Consider the following 19,982-nt stretch of genomic DNA (forward strand, 5'->3'; position numbering starts at 1 on the left):
TATTAATCTAGCTCCCATTTATATTTTAGGGTGCAATCAGGAATTATCTTTGGTAAACCATTAAATTTCCATACAGCCTATGTAGCACAACACGTATAATGATCTATTTCCCTTTCACTTTATTCCAAAATGGTATCCGTCCTTGTATATCATCTATTACAGAGGAGAATCCTGGTGCAGTGGAAAAAAAGAACCCTGTACAATGATGCGCTTTTTGATATTCTTCATCTTTCATTAAAATAAGATGAGCTTTCTTTATGTTAAAGTGTGGAACAGCAGGGAACAAGTGATGTACCAAATGGTATGAGTTTCTATGAGGATGAATGAGAAAGCGCTCAAACCAATTCCCAAAAGAATTTCTTGATGCAAATATCTCATTTTCCGATTCTAGTCCTGCATGTTCGGCCATTTCAGCCCAATATTTTAACATTTGAAAAGTTGTTAAAAACGGAACTACCCAAAATAAAATCAACTCTTGCCAGAAACCGAAAACAATTGAACAAATAATGATAGCGCCCCAATATAGAGTCCTGATTATTTGATCAAATCTAGGTTCCTCTTTTGCATATGCTGTTACTTTGATCATTCCAATCAAATAATTCGGCACATGTACTAAGAACAAAGGCTTTAAGCAATGCTGAATAAAAAATTTCATTTTATTTTTAGTCGGTTTATCTAACCCAACAATTTGATACCTTTGCTTATCAGGGTCTATCTCACTCCATAAATACCTGTGGTGATTCATGTGACTCTTACAATATGCTTTATAAGAAATCATTATCGGATAAGCAGCAAAGAAACATGCAACCCACTTATTTAATTTACGATTTTTAAAAAGCATACGATGACTTGACTCATGCATCATAATATCAAGGCCACGCATACGGCTACCAATGATAACAATACTAATTAAATACATCCACATAGTAGGGATAAAATAATTCAATGCAATTACTAAGGACACAATACCCCAATCCAACCCTATAGCAAAAAAATTATACCAATTGTTGGTTTTTTGTAATTCGCGAATTTCCAAATTGATTTCTTTCGAAAAACGATGCTTCTCTAACTCTTTCTTTTGACTTTCCCCTAAATCGGTAGTTCCTCTAATCATATTATTAACTCCTTTATATAGAAATTAATGCTGTTGATTTATATCAGGAATCCTTCATTTAAATCCTTAACAAACACCCTTAGGCTCTCAAAATTTATACTCTAATTAATCATTTAAAGCGAACAATCCAACAGTTTTTATAAGCTGATTAACTCTTAGTTAAATATTCATATCCTTTTTTATTTTGTAGGTATCAAAAAACATCCATGAATCTCAAAAACTAAATCTTTTTTTCAGAAATTAATTTATCAATCCCATTTTTAATAGGAACTACATTTTGTTCTACATTAGACATAATATGGAGTTGCATCTTAGACTTTGCATTTACAGATGAATGAACCCTCACACCTGGATCAAATCCAAATACAAAATATTTGAGAATCTCATCATTTTCCATTGAAATCCAAACACCATATCCATAATGTAAACTATTATTTTTCACATAAGGAGTTAACAACTGATTAGTGTACTCTTTATTTAAGAGTTTCCCATTAAATAATCCATTCCAAAATTCTCCTAAATCTAAAACTGTTGTAAAAGCCCCTCCATCTGGCCCACCAACTATAGGGACCGAATAGATATTAGTTCTCCAAGTGTTATCATCTTTATTATCTATATATCCAAGTGCAGTTCTTTCCGGCAGTTGATCCATCCGGAAATATCCTGAATCTGACATGCCGCAAACTTGAAATATATGCTCTTTTACATATTCTGCAAACTTCATCCCTGTCAATTTTTCTACAATCAAACCAAGTAAAATATAACCTGCATTACTATAAGAAAATTTACTTCCAGGATTAAACTTCATATGATAATTTTGAAACATAGGCAGAAAATCTGCAGGAGATTTAATAGAATACATTGGGGTATCCTTCCATAAATCTTCAAAATCATCCATTTCTTCTTCATCAAAATAATCTGGTATGCCCGAAGTATGAGTTAATAAATGATGAATTGTAATACCTTCATAAAAATGTGGGAATGGGTCTTCTAAACACTCTTTCAAACAGGTATCAAAAGTTAAAACACCCTTTTCAACTAATTGACATATTGCCACTGCAGTGAAAATTTTACACCCAGAAGCCATACCAAACCGAGTACGTGATGTATTAAAAATTTGTTCACTTCTATTCGCATATCCAAATCCATCTTCAAAGATCTTTTTTTTATTTTGAATTAAAATCGCACCTGAGAATGGTAATTTATCATCATAATTCTTTATAAATTCTTTTATTTCTCCAGAAATTATCACTTACCCAATCCCCTTTTATTTTTCTGATTTTTCCAACTATTAAACAGGATTAATTGTAACTTCATTTAATTTTCAAAGCAATCTAAAATACATAACAAAACTTGAGAAACTTTTTTAATAATTGAATTGACTTCAAAAAAAAATAAAACATAAGTTTGTTCATTTCTTCAAAATAGCTATACAATAACACTTAATATAATTCACATGATTTCTCAATAAATCTTATATCACTCTCTATAATGTAATGGTAGTTGATAAATAATAAAATTAATTATACATTTAAATTCTCTTGAGACTATTATTTATATTGTTAGTGAGGTCATTATGAAAAAAATTGATAGTTACTTAGAAATTATTGCAGTTAAATTAGGAATTTTACTACCCTACAAAGACATAGAGCTGAAACTCACAAAATTACCTAAAAATGAAAGGGAAAGAATTTTAAGATTTCATAAATTAGAAGATCAACAAAGAACATTATTAGCTCATCTATGCATCAGAAAATGTTTAGAAAAAATTTTACTCATACCTGCAGATGCTATCTCTATAAACAGAGATCGAGCAGGCCGCCCTTTTTTAAATAAATATCATGGTTGGAAGGGGGATTTTAATTTATCTCATTCTGAAGAATGGATTATATGTGGACTTACTTCAAATGGAAGAATTGGTGTAGACATTGAAAAAATTCAACCTATAGATTTTTCCATAACCAAACTATGCTTTACTCAAGAAGAACTTGACTATTTTCAGCATATTCCTCACGATAGACAGTTATCGTTTTTCTTTGATATTTGGACTTTAAAAGAATCATTTGTTAAAGCGATCGGAAAAGGACTTCTATATCCATTAGATAGTTTCGGCTTCAATATGGACGATTGGTCCCAAAATAAAATAACATTACGGAACACTAATTCCACTTTTAGTCAATTTTATTTCTACCTAAATCGGTTAGAGCAAAATTACACTATCGCGGTTTGTTATACAGATTGGGAACAGATAAACAATTCATCTATAAAGATACTAGATTATTCTGAGTTCCTATAATTATTTTACGTTTTTTCTAGAACAATGATACACCCGGCGTTATAAAAAAACTGAAGATACAGAAAACGATAACTTATAATAATCACTTTAATTGTTATAAGCTCAATCTTTTTTAATTTCATATTTTATTACGTTTTATCTTCTGTATCCAAAAATATTTTAAGCTTCAATCATCGTATAACAATTTAAAAATCACCTATATTGGAGGATTATTAGAATGAGTATTTTAAAGTCATATTGCTCAAGTGAATATAGTACGTTAAAAAAAGTTGTACTATGCGAACCATTATATATGAATATTTCTAGCGGTATAAACAAGACCCAAAAATATTTTATCAATTTAGGCTTTAATGTAAATCTAGCGAGAGAACAATACTCAAAATTTATTGATATGCTTAAAGAAAATAGAATACACACTTTAATGCTACCTCCTGAAGTACGCTTTCCCGAACAAGTTTTCACGAGAGATATCGGTTTTACTGTAGGGGAAACTGTTTTCATTTCTAACATGAAAAATGAAGTTCGTAAAGGAGAAGAGCAAATTTTCAAGAAAATATTATTAGAAAAAGATATTACTTATATAGATTGTATTAATAGTCATATAGAAGGCGGCGACGTCATTATCGATCAAGATATTGTATATATTGGCGTAAGCAATCGAACGTTATTTAACTCTGTAATAAAACTTCAACAGTTGCTCACACACTATGAAATAATTCCCGTTCCTTTTTCCAAAGATTTTTTACATTTAGATTGTGTTTTTAATATCATTTCACAGGAAGAAGCTTTAATATATCCACATGCATTTAGTAATAGTACACTAAACATGTTATCAGATCGTTATAATTTAATAGAGGTATCTAAAAAAGAGCAATTTACTTTAGCAACCAATGTATTATCTTTAGGCAATGAAAAGATTATTAGTTTACCCAGTAATACTAAAACAAATAACGAACTGAGACGTAGAGGTTATGAGGTTATTGAAATTGACTTTGGAGAGATTATAAAATCTGGTGGATCTTTTCGCTGCTGCACTCTTCCTCTGCAAAGAGAATGATTAAAAAACTACGCTTTAAATGCTCTCATTTAAAGCGTAGTCTACAGTTACTGGCTTTCTCTACTAATATGAATCCTACATTTATCATACAACTACCTATAATATAAACTGCCATGATGATGTATTCTATATATAAGGGTTATAGGATTAAATGCTATAACCTTTTTTTACTTAACCTATTTTCTTATTCTCTCTAGCTGCTGGTTGAACTTGATTTTTCACTCCTAAAACATTAATACCCTCCCCAATAAATCCACCGATAATCGCGAGGAAAATCCAGTCTAACCCTACTACCTGCATCGTGAACAGATGGCTTACTACTTCAATGTTAACTCCAGCTGCAATTAATCTATTACATAAACTGATGATAAATGTTATAGCCTCACCGCATTTAATTTTCACAACAGTTAGCGCTTCTTCAACATTTCATTTTCAGTAGGGTTCGATTTCACAACATACCCATGAGCAGCGGCACTTTTTGGTACCCCTATAATGAAAATGCACTCTATTAGCAACTATGCCTCTAGCCTTCTTATTACTTTCACACTTCACTTATTTTTCATCACTATACTTTTCTTACATATACTTCCTAAACTATATTCCCATCCTAAGAATTTAACCTCATTAAATATAAGGAACTCTATAGCAGGATGTTCCACCTAAAGAAAATACACAAATTAAAAAGGCGTCACGCAATTACGCAACACCCTTTTTCAATCATAAAATTCCTCTACTTCTCTTCCGGATAATCACAATACTCAATGATTGTTCCCTCTGTATCCGCTGGGTTAAGATATATTAATCTTCTACCGTGCTTATTAATCCGAAGTGTATGCTCTAATGTCCGAATACCTTGTTCTTTTAACTCTTCTAGAGCCACATCTAAATCATCGACACGATACGCAACGTGATGAACACCTTTACCTTTTTGTTTAATAAAACGGGCAATTGGAGATGTCGTATTATTCGTCGGTGCAAGTAATTCAATTCTATCTCCATCCACTTCAAGAATGGCTACTTCGCTTTCCACACCAGGAGCTTCACTTACGTAACGATCTATTAAAGTTCCTAGTAACACATTTTCATAAAAACGTATCGTACTATTTATATCTCGAACTGCGATGCCGATATGATCAATTGTTTTTTTCATTTTATTTCCCCTACTACTTTATTTTTTCTATCCTTATCAATAGTAACAAAAAAAGTTATAGAAACAAGTTCTATAACTTTTTTATTTAACCTATTTTCTTATTCGCACTAGCTGGTTGAACTTGATTTTTTGCTTTTAAAACGCTAATGCCATATCCGATAAATCCACCGATAATCGCTGGGAAGATCCATCCTAATCCTACTTCTTGCATCGGAAGGAATTTAGTGAACACTCGGCTTACTACTTCAATGTTAACTCCAGCTGCACTTAATCCATCGAATAAGCTGATGATAAATGTTACGATTAAGCTCACTTGATAAACTTCAGCTCTTCCTTTGAATAATGAATGGAAGAATGTTAAGAAAATCAATACGATTGCTAGTGGATAAATTGCTGTTAGTACTGGAACAGAAACTGCGATTAATTGTGTTAATCCTACGTTTGCAACAATTGCACTAAATACACATAGCGTGATGGCAATCGCTTTGTAAGGAACACTTGGGAATAACTTATGGAAGAATGAAGAACATGCTGATACAAGTCCCACACTAGTTGTTAAACACGCTACTGTAATCATTAATCCTAATAATACTCCACCATATGATCCGAAATAGTAGTTAGAAACTTTCGCTAATACTTCTCCACCGTTCTCTAAATGTCCAAGCTTCGCAACACTTGAAGCACCCATATAAGAAAGAGCTGTATAGATAATTGCTAAAATAGATGCTGCAATGATTGTCGCTTTTGCACAAACGATCATAATCTGTGTTTTCGTTTTTGCACCTTTTTCTTTAATTGCATTAATGATGATGATTCCAAATACGAATGATGCAAGCGTGTCCATTGTTAAGTATCCTTCTTGGAATCCTTTAAAGAATGCATGTGATGTATAAGCTTCCACTGGTGCTTGCATATCTCCAATCGGATGTATAAAAGCAACGATTACTAAAATACCAATGAAAGTTAACTTAATTGGCGTTAAGATTTTTCCAACAATATCGACAATTTTCGCAGGATTTAGCGAAAAAAAACAAGTGATGCTAAAGAATACAATTGTGAAAAGAATTAAAGGTGTAGAACCTAATCCTTCTGGCATAAACGGTTTAAGACCAATTTCATAAGAAACATTTCCTGTTCTTGGTATTGCAAATAACGGGCCAATCGCTAAGTATAAAACTGTTGTAAACACAATCCCGAATACTGGGTGAGCACGACTTGCTAATGACTGTAAATCATCTTTACCCGAAAAACCAAATGCCAGTACACCTAGTAGTGGTAATCCAACACCCGTTACTAAAAATCCAGCGTTAGCAATCCATACATTCTCTCCTGCCGATTGACCGAGCATTGCCGGGAATATTAAATTTCCTGCTCCAAAAAATAGTGCAAATAACATTAATCCAATAACTACTATGAACGAAAACGGTACTTTATTCGCCATAATATAACCCCCATTCAAATTTCCTTATCTCATTTTCCATTTTTAACTAATTGAATTTTCTGAATATTCAATTCGACTATCAACTATTCTTGAACTTATTATAGTTTGTCATATAATATTTTGCAATACTATTTTCAAACTTTTCATTTATTTTATAAATATACATTTTTTAACATAGAAATAGACTAAAAAACCAACATGGTCATCCATGTTGGTTTTTTACATTTACTATCAATTAAAATTTTGCCGCTACTTTCTTAACGTTCTCTAAACCTTCTTCAACAATTTGTTGTGAACGATCTGGATATTGATTGTGCCCTTCAATTACAACAGTCTCTGGATTTGTAATTCCCCAGAACCCAAGCACATTCGTTACATAATTAACCGCCATTTCCATAGGAGCCATTTGTTCTGAAGAATAATCCGAACCACGCGCACCTAATACAACGACTTTCTTATCACCAGCTAAACCTACTGGGCCATTTGCTGTATATTTAAATGTTTTTCCAGCTTGAGATAAGTATGAAATATATGTGATTAATGGTGCTGGCACTGTGAAGTTCCATAGTGGGAACGCAAATACAACTTTATCAGCTTCTAAAAACTGATTTAAATATTGATCTACCTTAGCTACAGCCTTCTCTTCTTCTGCTGTTAACTCCATTCCTTGACTACGTTTATATCCACCTGAAATCGCGATATTTCCGTAATACGGCAGATCTAATGCGAATAAATCTAACTCCGTAATTTCTGTATTTGGGTTCGCTTCTTTATAAGCACTTACAAATGTTTCATACATTCTTGAACTAACTGCTTGCTCCGCCGGACGATCGTTTGCTTTTACAAATAATACTTTTGACATTGTTTTATTCCCCTCTACTTTTGTATTTTCTTCTTTTTTACCAAATAATGAGCTAAATAATCCCACTTTCTTCACCTAAACTTTCTTATCATATTCATTATTCATCATCATAAAAATTCTTATTCTAGTAAAAAGTTCCAATAGATACCTTAAGTAAAAACACAAAAAACTTTTTGTTATTTAATTACCTTATGTAAGTGATTGTAATACAGTAACTTACTTTAGTCAAGTAACTTTAAATAAAAAATAATATCTCGGATTAAAAATAATGACCACAATACAATTCATACACCAATTGTAACTTTATTGTTTGTATAATGGATGTAGAGAGGGCAATTCATATTTAGAAAGGATTTACTCATGAGCACTATAGAAAAGATTCAAACTTTTATTATTCTTTTTGCTGTTACATGCGGCATCGTACTCGGACAATTTCATTTGATACATATGTATTCAGAGCAATTTATTGTCCCCTTCTTATTTTTCATGCTGTATGGATTATTCCTCAGCATTCCATTGAAAGAAATAAAAAATGGATTCCGCAATTTAAAATTTGCTGGAACGAGCCTTACTATTAATTTTTTATGGACACCTTTACTCGCTTGGGGATTAGGAGCACTATTTCTTTCCGACCATCCAGCACTTTGGGTTGGATTTATTATGTTAATGGTTACTCCATGTACAGACTGGTACTTAATCTTTACTGAAATAGCGAAAGGAAATGTAGCACTTTCTACTGCCATTTTGCCTGTAAATTTAATTTTGCAAGTACTACTCCTTCCCATTTATTTATTTTTATTTGCTGGTGTCATGAAGACTGTAGCGGTTTCTGTTTTAGTAGAAAGTATTGTTATCGTAATCGTCTTACCATTTGTACTTGCACACGCTACAAAATTCATTATGTATAAAATGAAACAAACTGAAACACTCGAGAATAAACTCATTCCGTTTTTCAGCTCTGCGCAAATTGTATTTTTAAGTTTAGCAATTGTAGCGATGTTTGCATCACAAGGTAAATATTTACTACAAAATATGAATGTTGTTTTACTATTACTCATTCCTGTTCTATTGTTCTTCATCATTAATTTTGTACTTGGACAATTTATCGGACGCATGATGCGTTTATCTTATAAAGATACAGTTAGTCTAAGCTTAACAACATTAGCAAGAAACTCGCCTGTTGCACTCGCTATTGCTGTAACAGCTTTTCCAGACGAACCTCTTATTGCACTTGCATTAGTGATTGGACCATTAATAGAACTACCAGTACTTGCTTGTGTGTCACAAGTGTTATTACTTATTAAGAAAAAAAAGCAATATACATAATAAAAAAACGTCCTACTTTGGGACGTTTTTTTATTTTAGAGAACTTATAGAAGTAACGATCATTATCGACTCTAAGGATTTTATACGTGATAGAAAATTAGCTTGTCGTTACATTTACTATGTCTTTCTAATTAAAAATTATAGGAAAAGTAAATATTACGAAAGCTGCCCAAAGTCCGTAGATTGGCAAATACTTCGTAACAGCATCTTGAATAGCTGTCGGTCCTGATTTGTTTTGTAGAAAACGCATATAGGAAAACATAATCCAAATGAGATTTGCCCAAATCAGTATGTTTACGCCTAAAACAGCAAGTCTATTAGGTGTAATCCCGTAAGAAGAAAGTCTGAATACGATAGCTGATAATGCGACAGTGTCAATAATAAGCGCCAGAACAATTAAGGCAAAATTTATATAATCTGAAATGCTCTTTTTCTCGTCTGAATCACTCTCAACGATAGAAAATATAGTAACAGCCAATACACCAAGGAGTATTACGTTGAAGGCCATTAGGAAATCACGATCCAAGAATGGATTTTTCGCGACCCAAATTACCGTTATAAGATAAATAAACAATGTGATCAGGACGAGAGGACTAAAAATTTTAGATATGTATGGTGTAATATTTTTAGCAAGTTTAAGATTCAATGATACTAAGTATGCAGCAACTACAGCGAGAGCGGCAGCTCCAAATAATACAACATTACTAAAATAGAATTCTCCTATATCCAAATCAACAAAGCTAAATAACTTCATGGTGAATACTGCTAGTATCATTCCGCTCACTGCCATGCTCGCGTAGAGAAGACAATATTCTAAATTAAATTTAATATAAGCTAATCTTGTACTGCCTTTTGAATATTCATTTCCCGTAAACGCAAGTCCCAATAAGACCCATAACAATATAGGAAGATGTAAATACGCAAGGATACTGCTGTCTTTATAATTTAATGGCAACATATTAAGATACAACCCGGCAATTAGGAACAACGCTGCAAGGAAATAAATAATACTTTTTTTCGGAGTATTATTGTAAATAAAATAAGCAGCAATAAAGGGAATTACACCAAAAGCCAAGTTAATTGGAGCAATTGCTTCCTGCTCGACAAAGTGGAAAATGATTCTAGTGCTTAGCCCAGCTAGAATAGCTAACATGCCCATGAATAAGAAACCTTTTTGAAACAGCGATATTTTTTCTTTATCTGCCGTCTCCTTGAAATGCAACCTTTCATACCAAGCAGCTAGCACCTGAGAATCAGGATTTTTATCCCATGCTTGTGAGAATGACTTTTTAAAAGCTTTCGGGTCTTTTCTATACATTCTCTCCAACTCATGAGGATTATCCATATTTTCAATAATCAAATTGTTAATGTCCATATTTATACCTCCTCTAATTAAAAAATAAAGTTGTTACCTTTTCCATAAAAAGCACCACACTTATTTATTATGTTTTTGATTTTAATATAATTTTTATCGTTTTACAATAAATTTTTATTAATTCATACGATATTTTTATTGCATATTTTCACAAATATTAGTGTAAGCTACTTTCGGTTGTGCTCTTAATTGCTTATTTCCATTTTCTAATTCCTTATTTTCCCTTTATATAAAAGAAGTTCCCTATAAAATAGATTTTTTCAGTGTCTACTCTATAGGGTACAGTTTAATTGGCATACTTTTTTATTTGTTGAAACCACTTGTCCCAAAGTAAAGAACTTTTTCTTCCGAATTTTTATGCTTCATAGTTTTTTAAAATTAAAATACCTGACATAAAAAGTACCTTCACCTATAAAGGAATATTTTTTCACCTGTAAATTGTAAAATGTACCTTATGACTCACGAAATAATAATGATAAATATATAAGTTTCCTAGCCAAAAATAAACTCTAAGCAATCCTAAAATATCTAATCTTCCTTTATATATTTTCATCCACTTTAAATAAGATAACAGCAACTTCGATTTGCTTTTTACTACTCTTTTATGAATCAGTATCTTTTAAAATAATCACATTTTATTTACCACATTAGAAATTTGTTTATTATGAAAGTAGACTTTTTCTTCTAAGTATTTCGCTACTTCTGGTTTCAACCCTTGATATAGGCTCGTTAACATTTTTATTTTAGCAATAGTAGCTCTTTTATTACTAAATTTATTTTCTAACACATATTTAAGATGAAGAACAAAACTCAAAGTTTCAAAATGTAAGAGAAAATGAAAATGTCCAGAGATAAAAAAGAATTTTAATTTACAATAAATTCTTTTAAAACATAATAAATTTGTTTAAAAAATGCTGGTCATGTTATTTAACAATTGGGCCATTTAATAGAATAACTCCTTATACAATTTATTTGAATTTAATTAATCTAAAGGGGGATGACCCACCATCATATTTTCTAGCTACCATCTATCATGGTGGTTCCACACCCTACCATAAGACCGTAAAAATACTTATTGTGTGGACCTTTTTGGATTAGTGCAGGTATGTAAAAATTTTAGCAATGGTATGAATATAGTGTTTAACGCCTTTAAGCTTACAGACGGCCGTCCTGTATAGTCTCCCTTATGTGTTGGAAGTTAATTAATTCCCTAGGAAGACGAAAAAAAGTCTGCTCTTAAAAAGTTCACAATCAGTGGGCAATCGGTTTAATGAGCTACTTGAAACGATCATTGAAAATTCACCTAAAGTGGGGGGAAATGATGTATAGACCAATATGGACTGAAATTAGCCTTAGTAATATTTCACATAATATTAGTGAATTTCGAAAAATAATACCTAACTCAACAATAATAATGGCCACCGTAAAAGCGAATGGTTATGGGCACGGTGCTGTCGAGGTTTCCCAAAAAGCGATTAATAGTGGAGTGGATTATCTAGCGGTGGCCAGTTTAGAAGAAGCTATTAAACTACGAAAATCAGATATTCAGGCACCTATACTTATACTTGGATACACACCTCCATCAGCATCGAATCATGTTGTTTATTGGGATTTAACACAATCAATTTTTGATATGGAACATGCAGAAGCTTTATCAAATTCTGGGCAAATCTTAGGAAAACAGGCAAAGGTTCACGTCAAAGTCGATACAGGAATGGGACGATTGGGACTTCAAGCAGAAGGAGCAAGTGATTTTATCCATATCGTGTCAAAAATGGATGGCCTTTATCTAGAAGGAGTCTACTCGCATTTTGCTACCGCAGATGAAGCCGACATACGGTATGCAGAAAAGCAAAAGAACCGATGGAGAAGGTTATTGGAAGAATTGGAGAAACAAAAAGTTTCTATTCCCATATTTCATATTGCCAATAGTGCTGCAACAATAGAAATGCCAGATATGACCTACGATATGGTTCGTATTGGTATTTCAATGTATGGCCTTTATCCATCTAAAGAGGTGAATAAAACAAAAGTTAATCTTAAACAAGCAATGCAGTTAAAAACCAAAGTCATCTATATCCAGACACTTGAGAAGGGAGATGGCGTATCATATGGAGCAACTAGCGTTGAAAGAGATAAAGCAATTATTGCAACTATTCCAATTGGTTATGCAGATGGGTATTCGAGGCGATTATCTGGAACGGCTTATGTCCTTATACACGGACAAATAGCTCCTGTTTTTGGTAGAATATGTATGGATTTTTGTATGATTGATGTTACTGATATTAAGGATGTAAATATTGGTGATGAAGTGGTAGTTTATGGAGGTCAAGGGGATTATTTCATATCATTAGATGAAGTGGCAAATATGTTAGGAACCATATCGTATGAAGTTGCTTGTAACTTGGGTCAGAGAGTTCCTAGAATTTACAAATAACCAGCTAAAGACAGTATTTATCATAATTATCTCAATTGTTATGTATTAGGTCACTATGTTGAAAAGATATGAAATGGATGTAGCTTCATAACCCTTTTTCCAGAATAAATACGTAGCTTTATTCAAAACATGTTCTTTGTTAATATTTATACTTCTACCTAATTTACAACACTCCCATTCATATAATTTATTTTGAAATCAAGCCTTCCATTCATGAGATTTTATTTAATGTTCAAATCAGAATTTTAACAGAATTAACGGAAAATTATTTCCTTCTGATTTTCCTCTAGCCTAGTTAATTGTTCCCCAGTCTAATTAATTTTTCCTTTTGGACACTTCAATTGGACCAAGCTATATTAAATTAATATGGTGGAAAATTGTTTCCACCATATACAATGCACCTTCATACCCAGATATTCCAGATAAATATAGCTTGACTAATTGTAGAAAAAGCATGACATAAATTTGTCATGCTTTTTCTTTTCTATAAATATTTTTTCAAACCTAGTCTGTTACAGAAGCTTTTACTCAAGAAAGAACTTTTTTATTTATTGACACCACTTAATTCTCAAATACAAAATTCATCTTATTATCTTTCCACTCTAACTTCGCATCAAATGTTTTCTCGCCCTTTTTAAAGCCTTTAATTAAATCGGTCTTTTCACCTTTTAAGAGCTTTGTCATATTTTTTTGCGAAATTGTTTTGCTTAATATTTTCTTTGAGATGGTAAAATCACATTGCGTCGTATTGTAGTTAGAACAACCGTAAAACGTTGACTTATCAATCACATCGCCATCACATTTTTTACAGCTACCTACCTTTTTACCTGTTGTAAATTTCGATCCTTTTCGTTCAATTGATTCAACATGTAATCCAGTGAAATCCCATTTCTCCGACATTTCTACCGCATCTTCAATAATTTTAGCTGATAGCTTTTTCGTTTGTTCCATAAATGTAGCTGGTGAAGCTGTGCCTTCACCAATTTCCGCAAGGCGCTGCTCCCATTTCGCTGTCATTTCTGGTGAAGCTAATATTTTGTCTCCTATTGCGGTAATTAATACTTTCCCTTTATCGGTTGCATACACTTGGTTCTTCTGCACATCTATATATTTACGGTCTTTCAGCATCGTAATAATACCTGCACGCGTTGCCTCTGTACCTAAACCTTCTGTTTTCTTTAATACTTTCTCCAGCTCTTCATTCTCTAAATACTTACCGGCCGTTTTCATTAACGTAATAAGTTGTCCTTCTGTATAACGCTTCGGCGGCTGTGTTTTTCCTTCTTTCACTTTCACCTTTACAACTTTTCCTTGTTCACCTTCTGCGACAATTGGAAGAATTGTTTCGTCATCTTTATCGTCTTGGAAAATAACTTTACGCCAACCTTCTTGAATTTGCTGTTTTCCTTTTGAAATGAATTCAGCACGTTCGTCTACAAGAGTTGTAATCGTTGTGTAGTCAAAGATTGCTACTTCATAATGCGCCGCAATCAGTCTTCTTACGATCATATCGTAAATTTTCTTTTCATCACCTGATAGTTTACTTGGATTTGTAACTTGCTCTGTCGGAATAATAGCGTAGTGATCTGTAACTTTTTTTTCATTCACATAACGCTTATTATTCATAATCGATTCAACTGGAGCTGGTAATAAACCTTTATATTCATCAAATTGACTTAACTTCTGTAAAATATCAGGGAACGTCGCTGCTTCTCCTTGTGTAACATAGTTAGAATCCGAACGCGGATAAGAAACTATCCCTTTTTGATATAGTGCTTGTGTTATATCAAGCGTCTTTTTCGGTGAAAATTTAAAAGCTTTATTAGCTGTCGCTTGCAGTGCTGATAAATTAAATAAAAACGGCGGCTGAAACTCTTTACGCTCCGTTTTCATTTCTTTTACTACGGCCGGTTTCCCTTGGCAAAATGCTGCAATTTTATTTGCCATATCAGGGTCTTGTAAGCGAGATTCATTGTCTTTCTCCCATTTCCCCTCATACTTCTTTCCTTCTATATTAAAGGTTGCAAACACTTCCCAAAATGGCTCTGACTTAAAGTTCTCTATTTCTTTTTCACGCTTTACAATTAATGCAAGTGTCGGTGTTTGTACACGACCAGCTGAAAATACATCGTTCATTCCTTTTTTCTTTAGCAAAATACTAAAGACACGCGATGCATTCATACCAACGACCCAATCCGCACATGACCTTGTATACGCCTCATAGTACGTATTAATTGTATCTGATTCATCAAGCAAGTTTTTAAACCCTTGGTAAATAGCTTGCTTCGTTAAAGATGAAATCCAAAGACGCTTCATCGGCTTTTGCACGTTGCAAAGATTAATAATGTTTCGTACGATTAATTCCCCTTCACGCCCAGCATCGCCCGCATGAATAATTTCTGTTACCCCCGGATTATGTAACAGCTGTTTCACAACGTTAAACTGTTTATACTTCGACTTTGTTACTTCAAATTGAAAACGCTCTGGAATCATCGGTAACGTATTAAGTGACCATTTTTTCCACTCTGCGTGATAATGCTCTGGATTACATAACTGCGTCAAATGACCAATTGCCCATGTACAGTACGCTCCATTTGGAAATAACTCATTCGCTTCTACTTCTAAATATCCATCTTTCCGGCGATATTTAAATTGTGAAACAAGAGCCAAACCTTGATCTGGTTTCTCGGCAATAATTAATTTCATTTTATAACTCCCTATCTGTATTCCAGTGTTACTTTCATTGTCTATCTGTTTAGAGGCGATGATAAAACAACAATCTTATTTATCATTCGCGGTTTGTCTCGCAAATGGGAGACCTATAATATTATACGCTTATTCTTTATGGCTTCACAATAGAAACTCTTCATTTAACTCTTACATTCACATGCTCATAATTAAAAAGACGTCCCAAAAAATCAGAAGCCTTCTTGCTTACATTTATGAAATTGTGCAGATAATATGCAGATATAAATAAGCATAAGTACTCTCCATATGAACATATGATGAAATGAATGATAGGACAGGGAGGTATCATAATGTTCGCTTACACATTAACCGCCTTAACACTTTGTTGTATCTCGATTCTTATTACATCATATATATCTAAACTCAAGGGTACCCTAATGGAGTATATGGTATTTATTATGTCTTTTAGTATGAGTACGGGTTTAAGTATCGGTTTTTATTTAGGTATTCTTTTTAAAGGTGAATTACTATATTCTACTTTGCTTGCGATTTTGATTAGTAGTTGTATCGGTTTTTTAGTCGGTCTACGGTTTCACCTATTTACTGCTTTAGAAGGAATGTTCTCTGGATTAATGGCAAGTATGATGGGAGCAATGATTACAGAAATGTTAAACGCTCAACAAGCTCATAGTATACTGTTTATTAGTCTTTTACTTACGATAACAATAACTATGTCATGTATGATTCAACTTTTATCAGAAACTTTTTCTACTTTTATTCAACGGCGTTTTTTGTTATTACTATCAATTAGTGTGGTAATTATCGTTGCCGTATTCGTGACATTCCCAGATCATACTCCCCCACCTTCGTCCGGGCATGATCAACATATAATACATTGACATTTGGAATATAATTGAAGATGCTTTTCGAGGAAATATCGCGGTTTAAAATGAACAAAATAAAAAGACGCTCAAACTTGAGCGTCTTTCCCGATCATTATTTCGTAACAACTTCATCTTCTTTTACATTCACATTATTTTCTCTCATAAACGCTTCAATCTCTTCCACTTCTCTAATAATATCTTTTGACAAGTTTTCATGTCCGTCTTTCGTTACAAGAATATCATCTTCAATACGAATTCCAATTGATTCTTCTTCAATATAAAGACCAGGTTCAATTGTTATTACCATACCTTCTTCTAACACTCTATCTTTATATGTTCCTACATCATGCGTATCTAAACCAAGGAAATGGCTAACACCATGATAATAGTATTTTGATAACTCTTCGTCTTCTTGAATTAAGCCAATTTCTTTACACTCTTCTGCTAGTACCTTTTTTGTATGCTCATTTAATGCAGCAAACTTTACTCCTGGCTTAATGAGTTCCGTTGTTTCTTTCAATGCTTTTAATACAATATTATACATTTGTTTTTGGCGACTAGAGAATGTTCCATTTGCCGGGAATGTATAACTAATATCAGCGTTATAGTAGTCTTTTTGAGCGCCTAAATCTAGCAGTACTAAATCACCATTTTGAATTTGTGCATCATTGTCTTCATAATGAAGAACTGTAGCATTTTTTCCACTTGCCAAAATTGTATTGAATGCATGATGCTTAATGCCAGATGATTTCAGTGTGAAATCAAACTGAGCTTCTAATTCATACTCCATCATGTCAGCTATTGCATGCTTAAGTACGTTGTAAATGCCCTCTTTCGTTACAGAAATTGCTTCTTTAATAATTTCAACTTCTTCTTCTGTTTTAAACACTCGTAATTCACAAATATTCGGATATACATTACCAATTAAAACGTGTGGATACTGTTCTCTTACATGTTTAGCAAAAGCATGCGTTTTGGTCTCCGTACCATTCCACTCACGACGCTCTAAATCTAAATATAGATGCTTCACATTTTCTGTAAAAAGTATATTTGAAATTGTCTTTTCAAAGCTATCTAAATATACAACTTTCTTTATACCTGAAATTTTCTCTGCTTCTTTGTTAGAAACTGTTTTACCGACCCATTTTTCCATGACTGGATCCGATTTTTCAATGAACAGTGTTTCTTCAACACTATTTCCAAACTTCTTCAACATGAAAATAACATTTGGTTCCTCGATTCCTGTTACATAGTAAAAATTTCGATTCGGCACAAATTTATAATGTGCATCCGCTGACATATGAGGTGCTTGTCCAGCAAATAAAATAGTAATAGATTCATCTGGTAATGTGTTTACTAATCGTTCTCTATTTTGAGCAAAAAATGTTGATTTCATAATATTCCCCCTAGCGTTCTATGTATACTGGTAAATCTAATTACCCAATACAATTCATTCTATTATTGTTATAATTTTTCGTCAATTAATAGTACTCATAGTGAAAGGAAATTTTTCATTACTAGGGCCACTTACAATCGAAATTATGCATACCACTCCACAATTTCTTGACATTTATTCCATATACTTAAAATCTCATATATAGGAAAGGAGCTACTACTTTGAAACATTATGTAGCAACAAGATTAGCAATTACTTCTTTATTGTTCATTACAGGATGTTCTAGCAACGCCGAAACAGCACCAGTGAAGAAAGACACGGTGCAATCTCAGCCAAAACATACAGAAACAGCAAATACAATTCCGCAAAACTTCTATAAGGAAACTACATTTGGAAAAATCGAGCACATTCACGGAATTGGCTATGCAGGAAATATGCCTGGGGTTTCTATCGCCACTCATAGCGGGATAAAAGTTTATCAAAATGGAAAATGGCTTGAAACTAAGACTGAGCTACATGATTATATGGGGTTTCAGGCAACGAAGAACGGATTCTTTGCCAGCGGCCATCCTGAACCAGGTGCAAATTTAAAAAATCCTTTAGGATTAATGAAAAGTTCTGATGGCGGTAATACCCTCGAGAAGCTAGCGTTTTATGGAGAATCTGATTTTCACAACCTTGCTGTTGGATATAATACGGAAGCAATTTATTTATACAATGAGCGTCCAAATTCTAAATTACAACAAGGTTTTTATTTCAGTACGAACAACGGACAAGATTGGAAAAATAGTAAGTTAAAAGGTCTTTCAAGTACAATTCATTCCTTTTCCGTACACCCTGATCAATCTAGTGTAGTCGCGGTAAGTGCTAAAGATGGTGTTTACTTATCTACAGATTACGGAAATACATTTGAACTATTGTCTACATCACTTGAATCGACAGCAGTTACATTAAGTAATGAAGATGTTTTTTACGCCCCTATCAATAAGCAAATGATAACGAAGAAATCAATTGCTACAAATGAAGAAACAAACATACAAACTCCATCTTTAGATTCTAAAGATACAATTATGTACATATCACAAAACCCTCAAAATTCAGCTGAAATAGTATTTGCTACAATGAAAGCAAATGTGTTCATTTCTACAGATGAGGGTAAAACGTGGAAGCAGATTACGAAAGAGGGAGCATTCCAATTTAATTAGAAAGGTGAATATAACGTGTTTTCAACAATTAGTGAATGGAGCTACCAACTCATGTCTCCTTTAATGGATGTCGCGAATGCTACGAAATCAGTACCTCTTTTATTTGCATTTTTATTTGGCGTAGTAGGTACCCTTGCTCCTTGCCAATTAACAGGAAACATAAGCGCTATTACACTTTATGGAAATCAATCTTTACAAAAGGGACATGCATGGAAACATATATTGTTATTCATTTCAGGAAAAATAATAGCTTTTACAACGCTTGGACTATTCGTATGGTTCTTAGGAAAAGAGTTTCAGCAAATATTAACTTTGTACTTCCCGTGGTTACGAAAAATAATTGGACCTTTATTAATTTTAATGGGGTTAATGTTGGCAGGTATTATAAAGAGCAGAAATTTCTTCTCGATCAAATTTATACGAAAACAAAGTGAAGTCAGCTCATTTTTACTTGGATTTTTCTTTTCGTTAGCTTTCTGTCCAACTATGTTCGTTCTATTTTTCGGAACGTTAATCCCTTTATCTTTATCATCTAATTATGGGTACTTGTTTCCGACATTCTTTTCAATAGGAACTGCTCTACCAATCGTTGTCCTTATGTTCATCATCTTCTACCTCGGATTAAACGGAGCATTATTGAAAAAGAGCCGAAAAATAGGGAAAATTATTCAGCTTATAACCGGTGTTCTTCTGATATTCATCGGACTTTATGATACTACTCTTTATTGGTAATATATACAAAAGGTAAGCT

15 protein-coding genes and 2 pseudogenes are annotated in these 19,982 nt (G+C 33.0%); 7 read left to right on the forward strand and 10 right to left on the reverse strand.

Features of this window, described 5'->3' with window-relative positions:
- Positions 1-103: 103 nt before the first annotated feature.
- Positions 104-1,114: a fatty acid desaturase family protein gene (locus DN393_RS26875; RefSeq protein ID WP_002189230.1), complete on the reverse strand. Its 1,011-nt coding sequence runs from the start codon at positions 1,112-1,114 to the stop codon at positions 104-106.
- Between the two features lie 220 nt (positions 1,115-1,334).
- Positions 1,335-2,366: a serine hydrolase domain-containing protein gene (locus DN393_RS26880; protein WP_098111938.1), complete on the reverse strand. Its 1,032-nt coding sequence runs from the start codon at positions 2,364-2,366 to the stop codon at positions 1,335-1,337.
- Between the two features lie 324 nt (positions 2,367-2,690).
- On the opposite strand from DN393_RS26880, the gene DN393_RS26885 reads away from it, so the two are divergent.
- The gene (locus DN393_RS26885) at positions 2,691-3,410 is read left to right on the forward strand and encodes a 4'-phosphopantetheinyl transferase family protein (protein ID WP_149174118.1); all 720 of its coding nucleotides are present in this window, start codon (positions 2,691-2,693) and stop codon (positions 3,408-3,410) included.
- Between the two features lie 217 nt (positions 3,411-3,627).
- Entirely contained in the window at positions 3,628-4,467 is an 840-nt protein-coding gene (locus tag DN393_RS26890; RefSeq protein WP_149174119.1) for a dimethylarginine dimethylaminohydrolase family protein, read from the forward strand.
- Positions 4,468-4,638: 171 nt separating this feature from the next.
- Here DN393_RS26890 and DN393_RS26895 read toward each other — a convergent pair.
- From DN393_RS26895 to DN393_RS26910, 5 genes and pseudogenes are all read right to left on the reverse strand, one after another.
- A pseudogene (locus DN393_RS26895) lies at positions 4,639-4,845 on the reverse strand (branched-chain amino acid transporter); the annotation flags it as partial.
- A 35-nt stretch (positions 4,846-4,880) separates the two neighbouring features.
- A pseudogene (locus DN393_RS32565) lies at positions 4,881-4,982 on the reverse strand (copper resistance CopC family protein); the annotation flags it as partial.
- 215 nt (positions 4,983-5,197) lie between these two features.
- Entirely contained in the window at positions 5,198-5,617 is a 420-nt protein-coding gene (locus tag DN393_RS26900; RefSeq protein WP_064476389.1) for a VOC family protein, read from the reverse strand.
- An 85-nt stretch (positions 5,618-5,702) separates the two neighbouring features.
- A complete protein-coding gene (brnQ, locus tag DN393_RS26905) occupies positions 5,703-7,058 on the reverse strand; it encodes a branched-chain amino acid transport system II carrier protein (RefSeq protein WP_064476390.1) in 1,356 nt (451 codons plus the stop codon).
- A gap of 235 nt (positions 7,059-7,293) precedes the next feature.
- Entirely contained in the window at positions 7,294-7,986 is a 693-nt protein-coding gene (locus DN393_RS26910) for an FMN-dependent NADH-azoreductase (RefSeq protein ID WP_000522525.1), read from the reverse strand.
- A 294-nt stretch (positions 7,987-8,280) separates the two neighbouring features.
- On the opposite strand from DN393_RS26910, the gene DN393_RS26915 reads away from it, so the two are divergent.
- Entirely contained in the window at positions 8,281-9,246 is a 966-nt protein-coding gene (locus DN393_RS26915; RefSeq protein WP_064476391.1) for an arsenic resistance protein, read from the forward strand.
- A gap of 127 nt (positions 9,247-9,373) precedes the next feature.
- On the opposite strand, the gene DN393_RS26920 is transcribed toward DN393_RS26915, so the two are convergent.
- Complete coding sequence (locus DN393_RS26920) at positions 9,374-10,621, reverse strand: DUF4153 domain-containing protein (protein WP_064476392.1); 1,248 nt, start codon at positions 10,619-10,621, stop codon at positions 9,374-9,376.
- 1,321 nt (positions 10,622-11,942) lie between these two features.
- Between DN393_RS26920 and alr the strand changes: the two genes are divergently transcribed.
- A complete protein-coding gene (alr, locus tag DN393_RS26925; protein WP_064476393.1) occupies positions 11,943-13,058 on the forward strand; it encodes an alanine racemase in 1,116 nt (371 codons plus the stop codon).
- Between the two features lie 561 nt (positions 13,059-13,619).
- Here the strand turns inward: alr and topB are convergent.
- The gene (gene topB / locus DN393_RS26930) at positions 13,620-15,764 is read right to left on the reverse strand and encodes a DNA topoisomerase III (RefSeq protein ID WP_064476394.1); all 2,145 of its coding nucleotides are present in this window, start codon (positions 15,762-15,764) and stop codon (positions 13,620-13,622) included.
- A gap of 332 nt (positions 15,765-16,096) precedes the next feature.
- On the opposite strand from topB, the gene DN393_RS26940 reads away from it, so the two are divergent.
- The gene (locus DN393_RS26940) at positions 16,097-16,645 is read left to right on the forward strand and encodes a hypothetical protein (RefSeq protein ID WP_088048519.1); all 549 of its coding nucleotides are present in this window, start codon (positions 16,097-16,099) and stop codon (positions 16,643-16,645) included.
- 97 nt (positions 16,646-16,742) lie between these two features.
- On the opposite strand, the gene DN393_RS26945 is transcribed toward DN393_RS26940, so the two are convergent.
- Positions 16,743-18,026, reverse strand: a complete 1,284-nt coding sequence (locus DN393_RS26945) for an aminopeptidase P family protein (RefSeq protein WP_064476396.1) — start codon at positions 18,024-18,026, stop codon at positions 16,743-16,745.
- A 221-nt stretch (positions 18,027-18,247) separates the two neighbouring features.
- Between DN393_RS26945 and DN393_RS26950 the strand changes: the two genes are divergently transcribed.
- On the forward strand, positions 18,248-19,231 hold the full coding sequence (locus DN393_RS26950; protein WP_064476397.1) for a F510_1955 family glycosylhydrolase: 984 nt from the start codon (positions 18,248-18,250) through the stop codon (positions 19,229-19,231).
- 15 nt (positions 19,232-19,246) lie between these two features.
- Entirely contained in the window at positions 19,247-19,963 is a 717-nt protein-coding gene (locus DN393_RS26955; protein ID WP_222654983.1) for an urease accessory protein UreH domain-containing protein, read from the forward strand.
- Positions 19,964-19,982 lie beyond the last annotated feature (19 nt).

Source organism: Bacillus sp. BPN334 (genome assembly GCF_008368885.1).
In the GTDB taxonomy this organism is placed as follows: Bacteria; Bacillota; Bacilli; order Bacillales; family Bacillaceae_G; genus Bacillus_A; species Bacillus_A wiedmannii.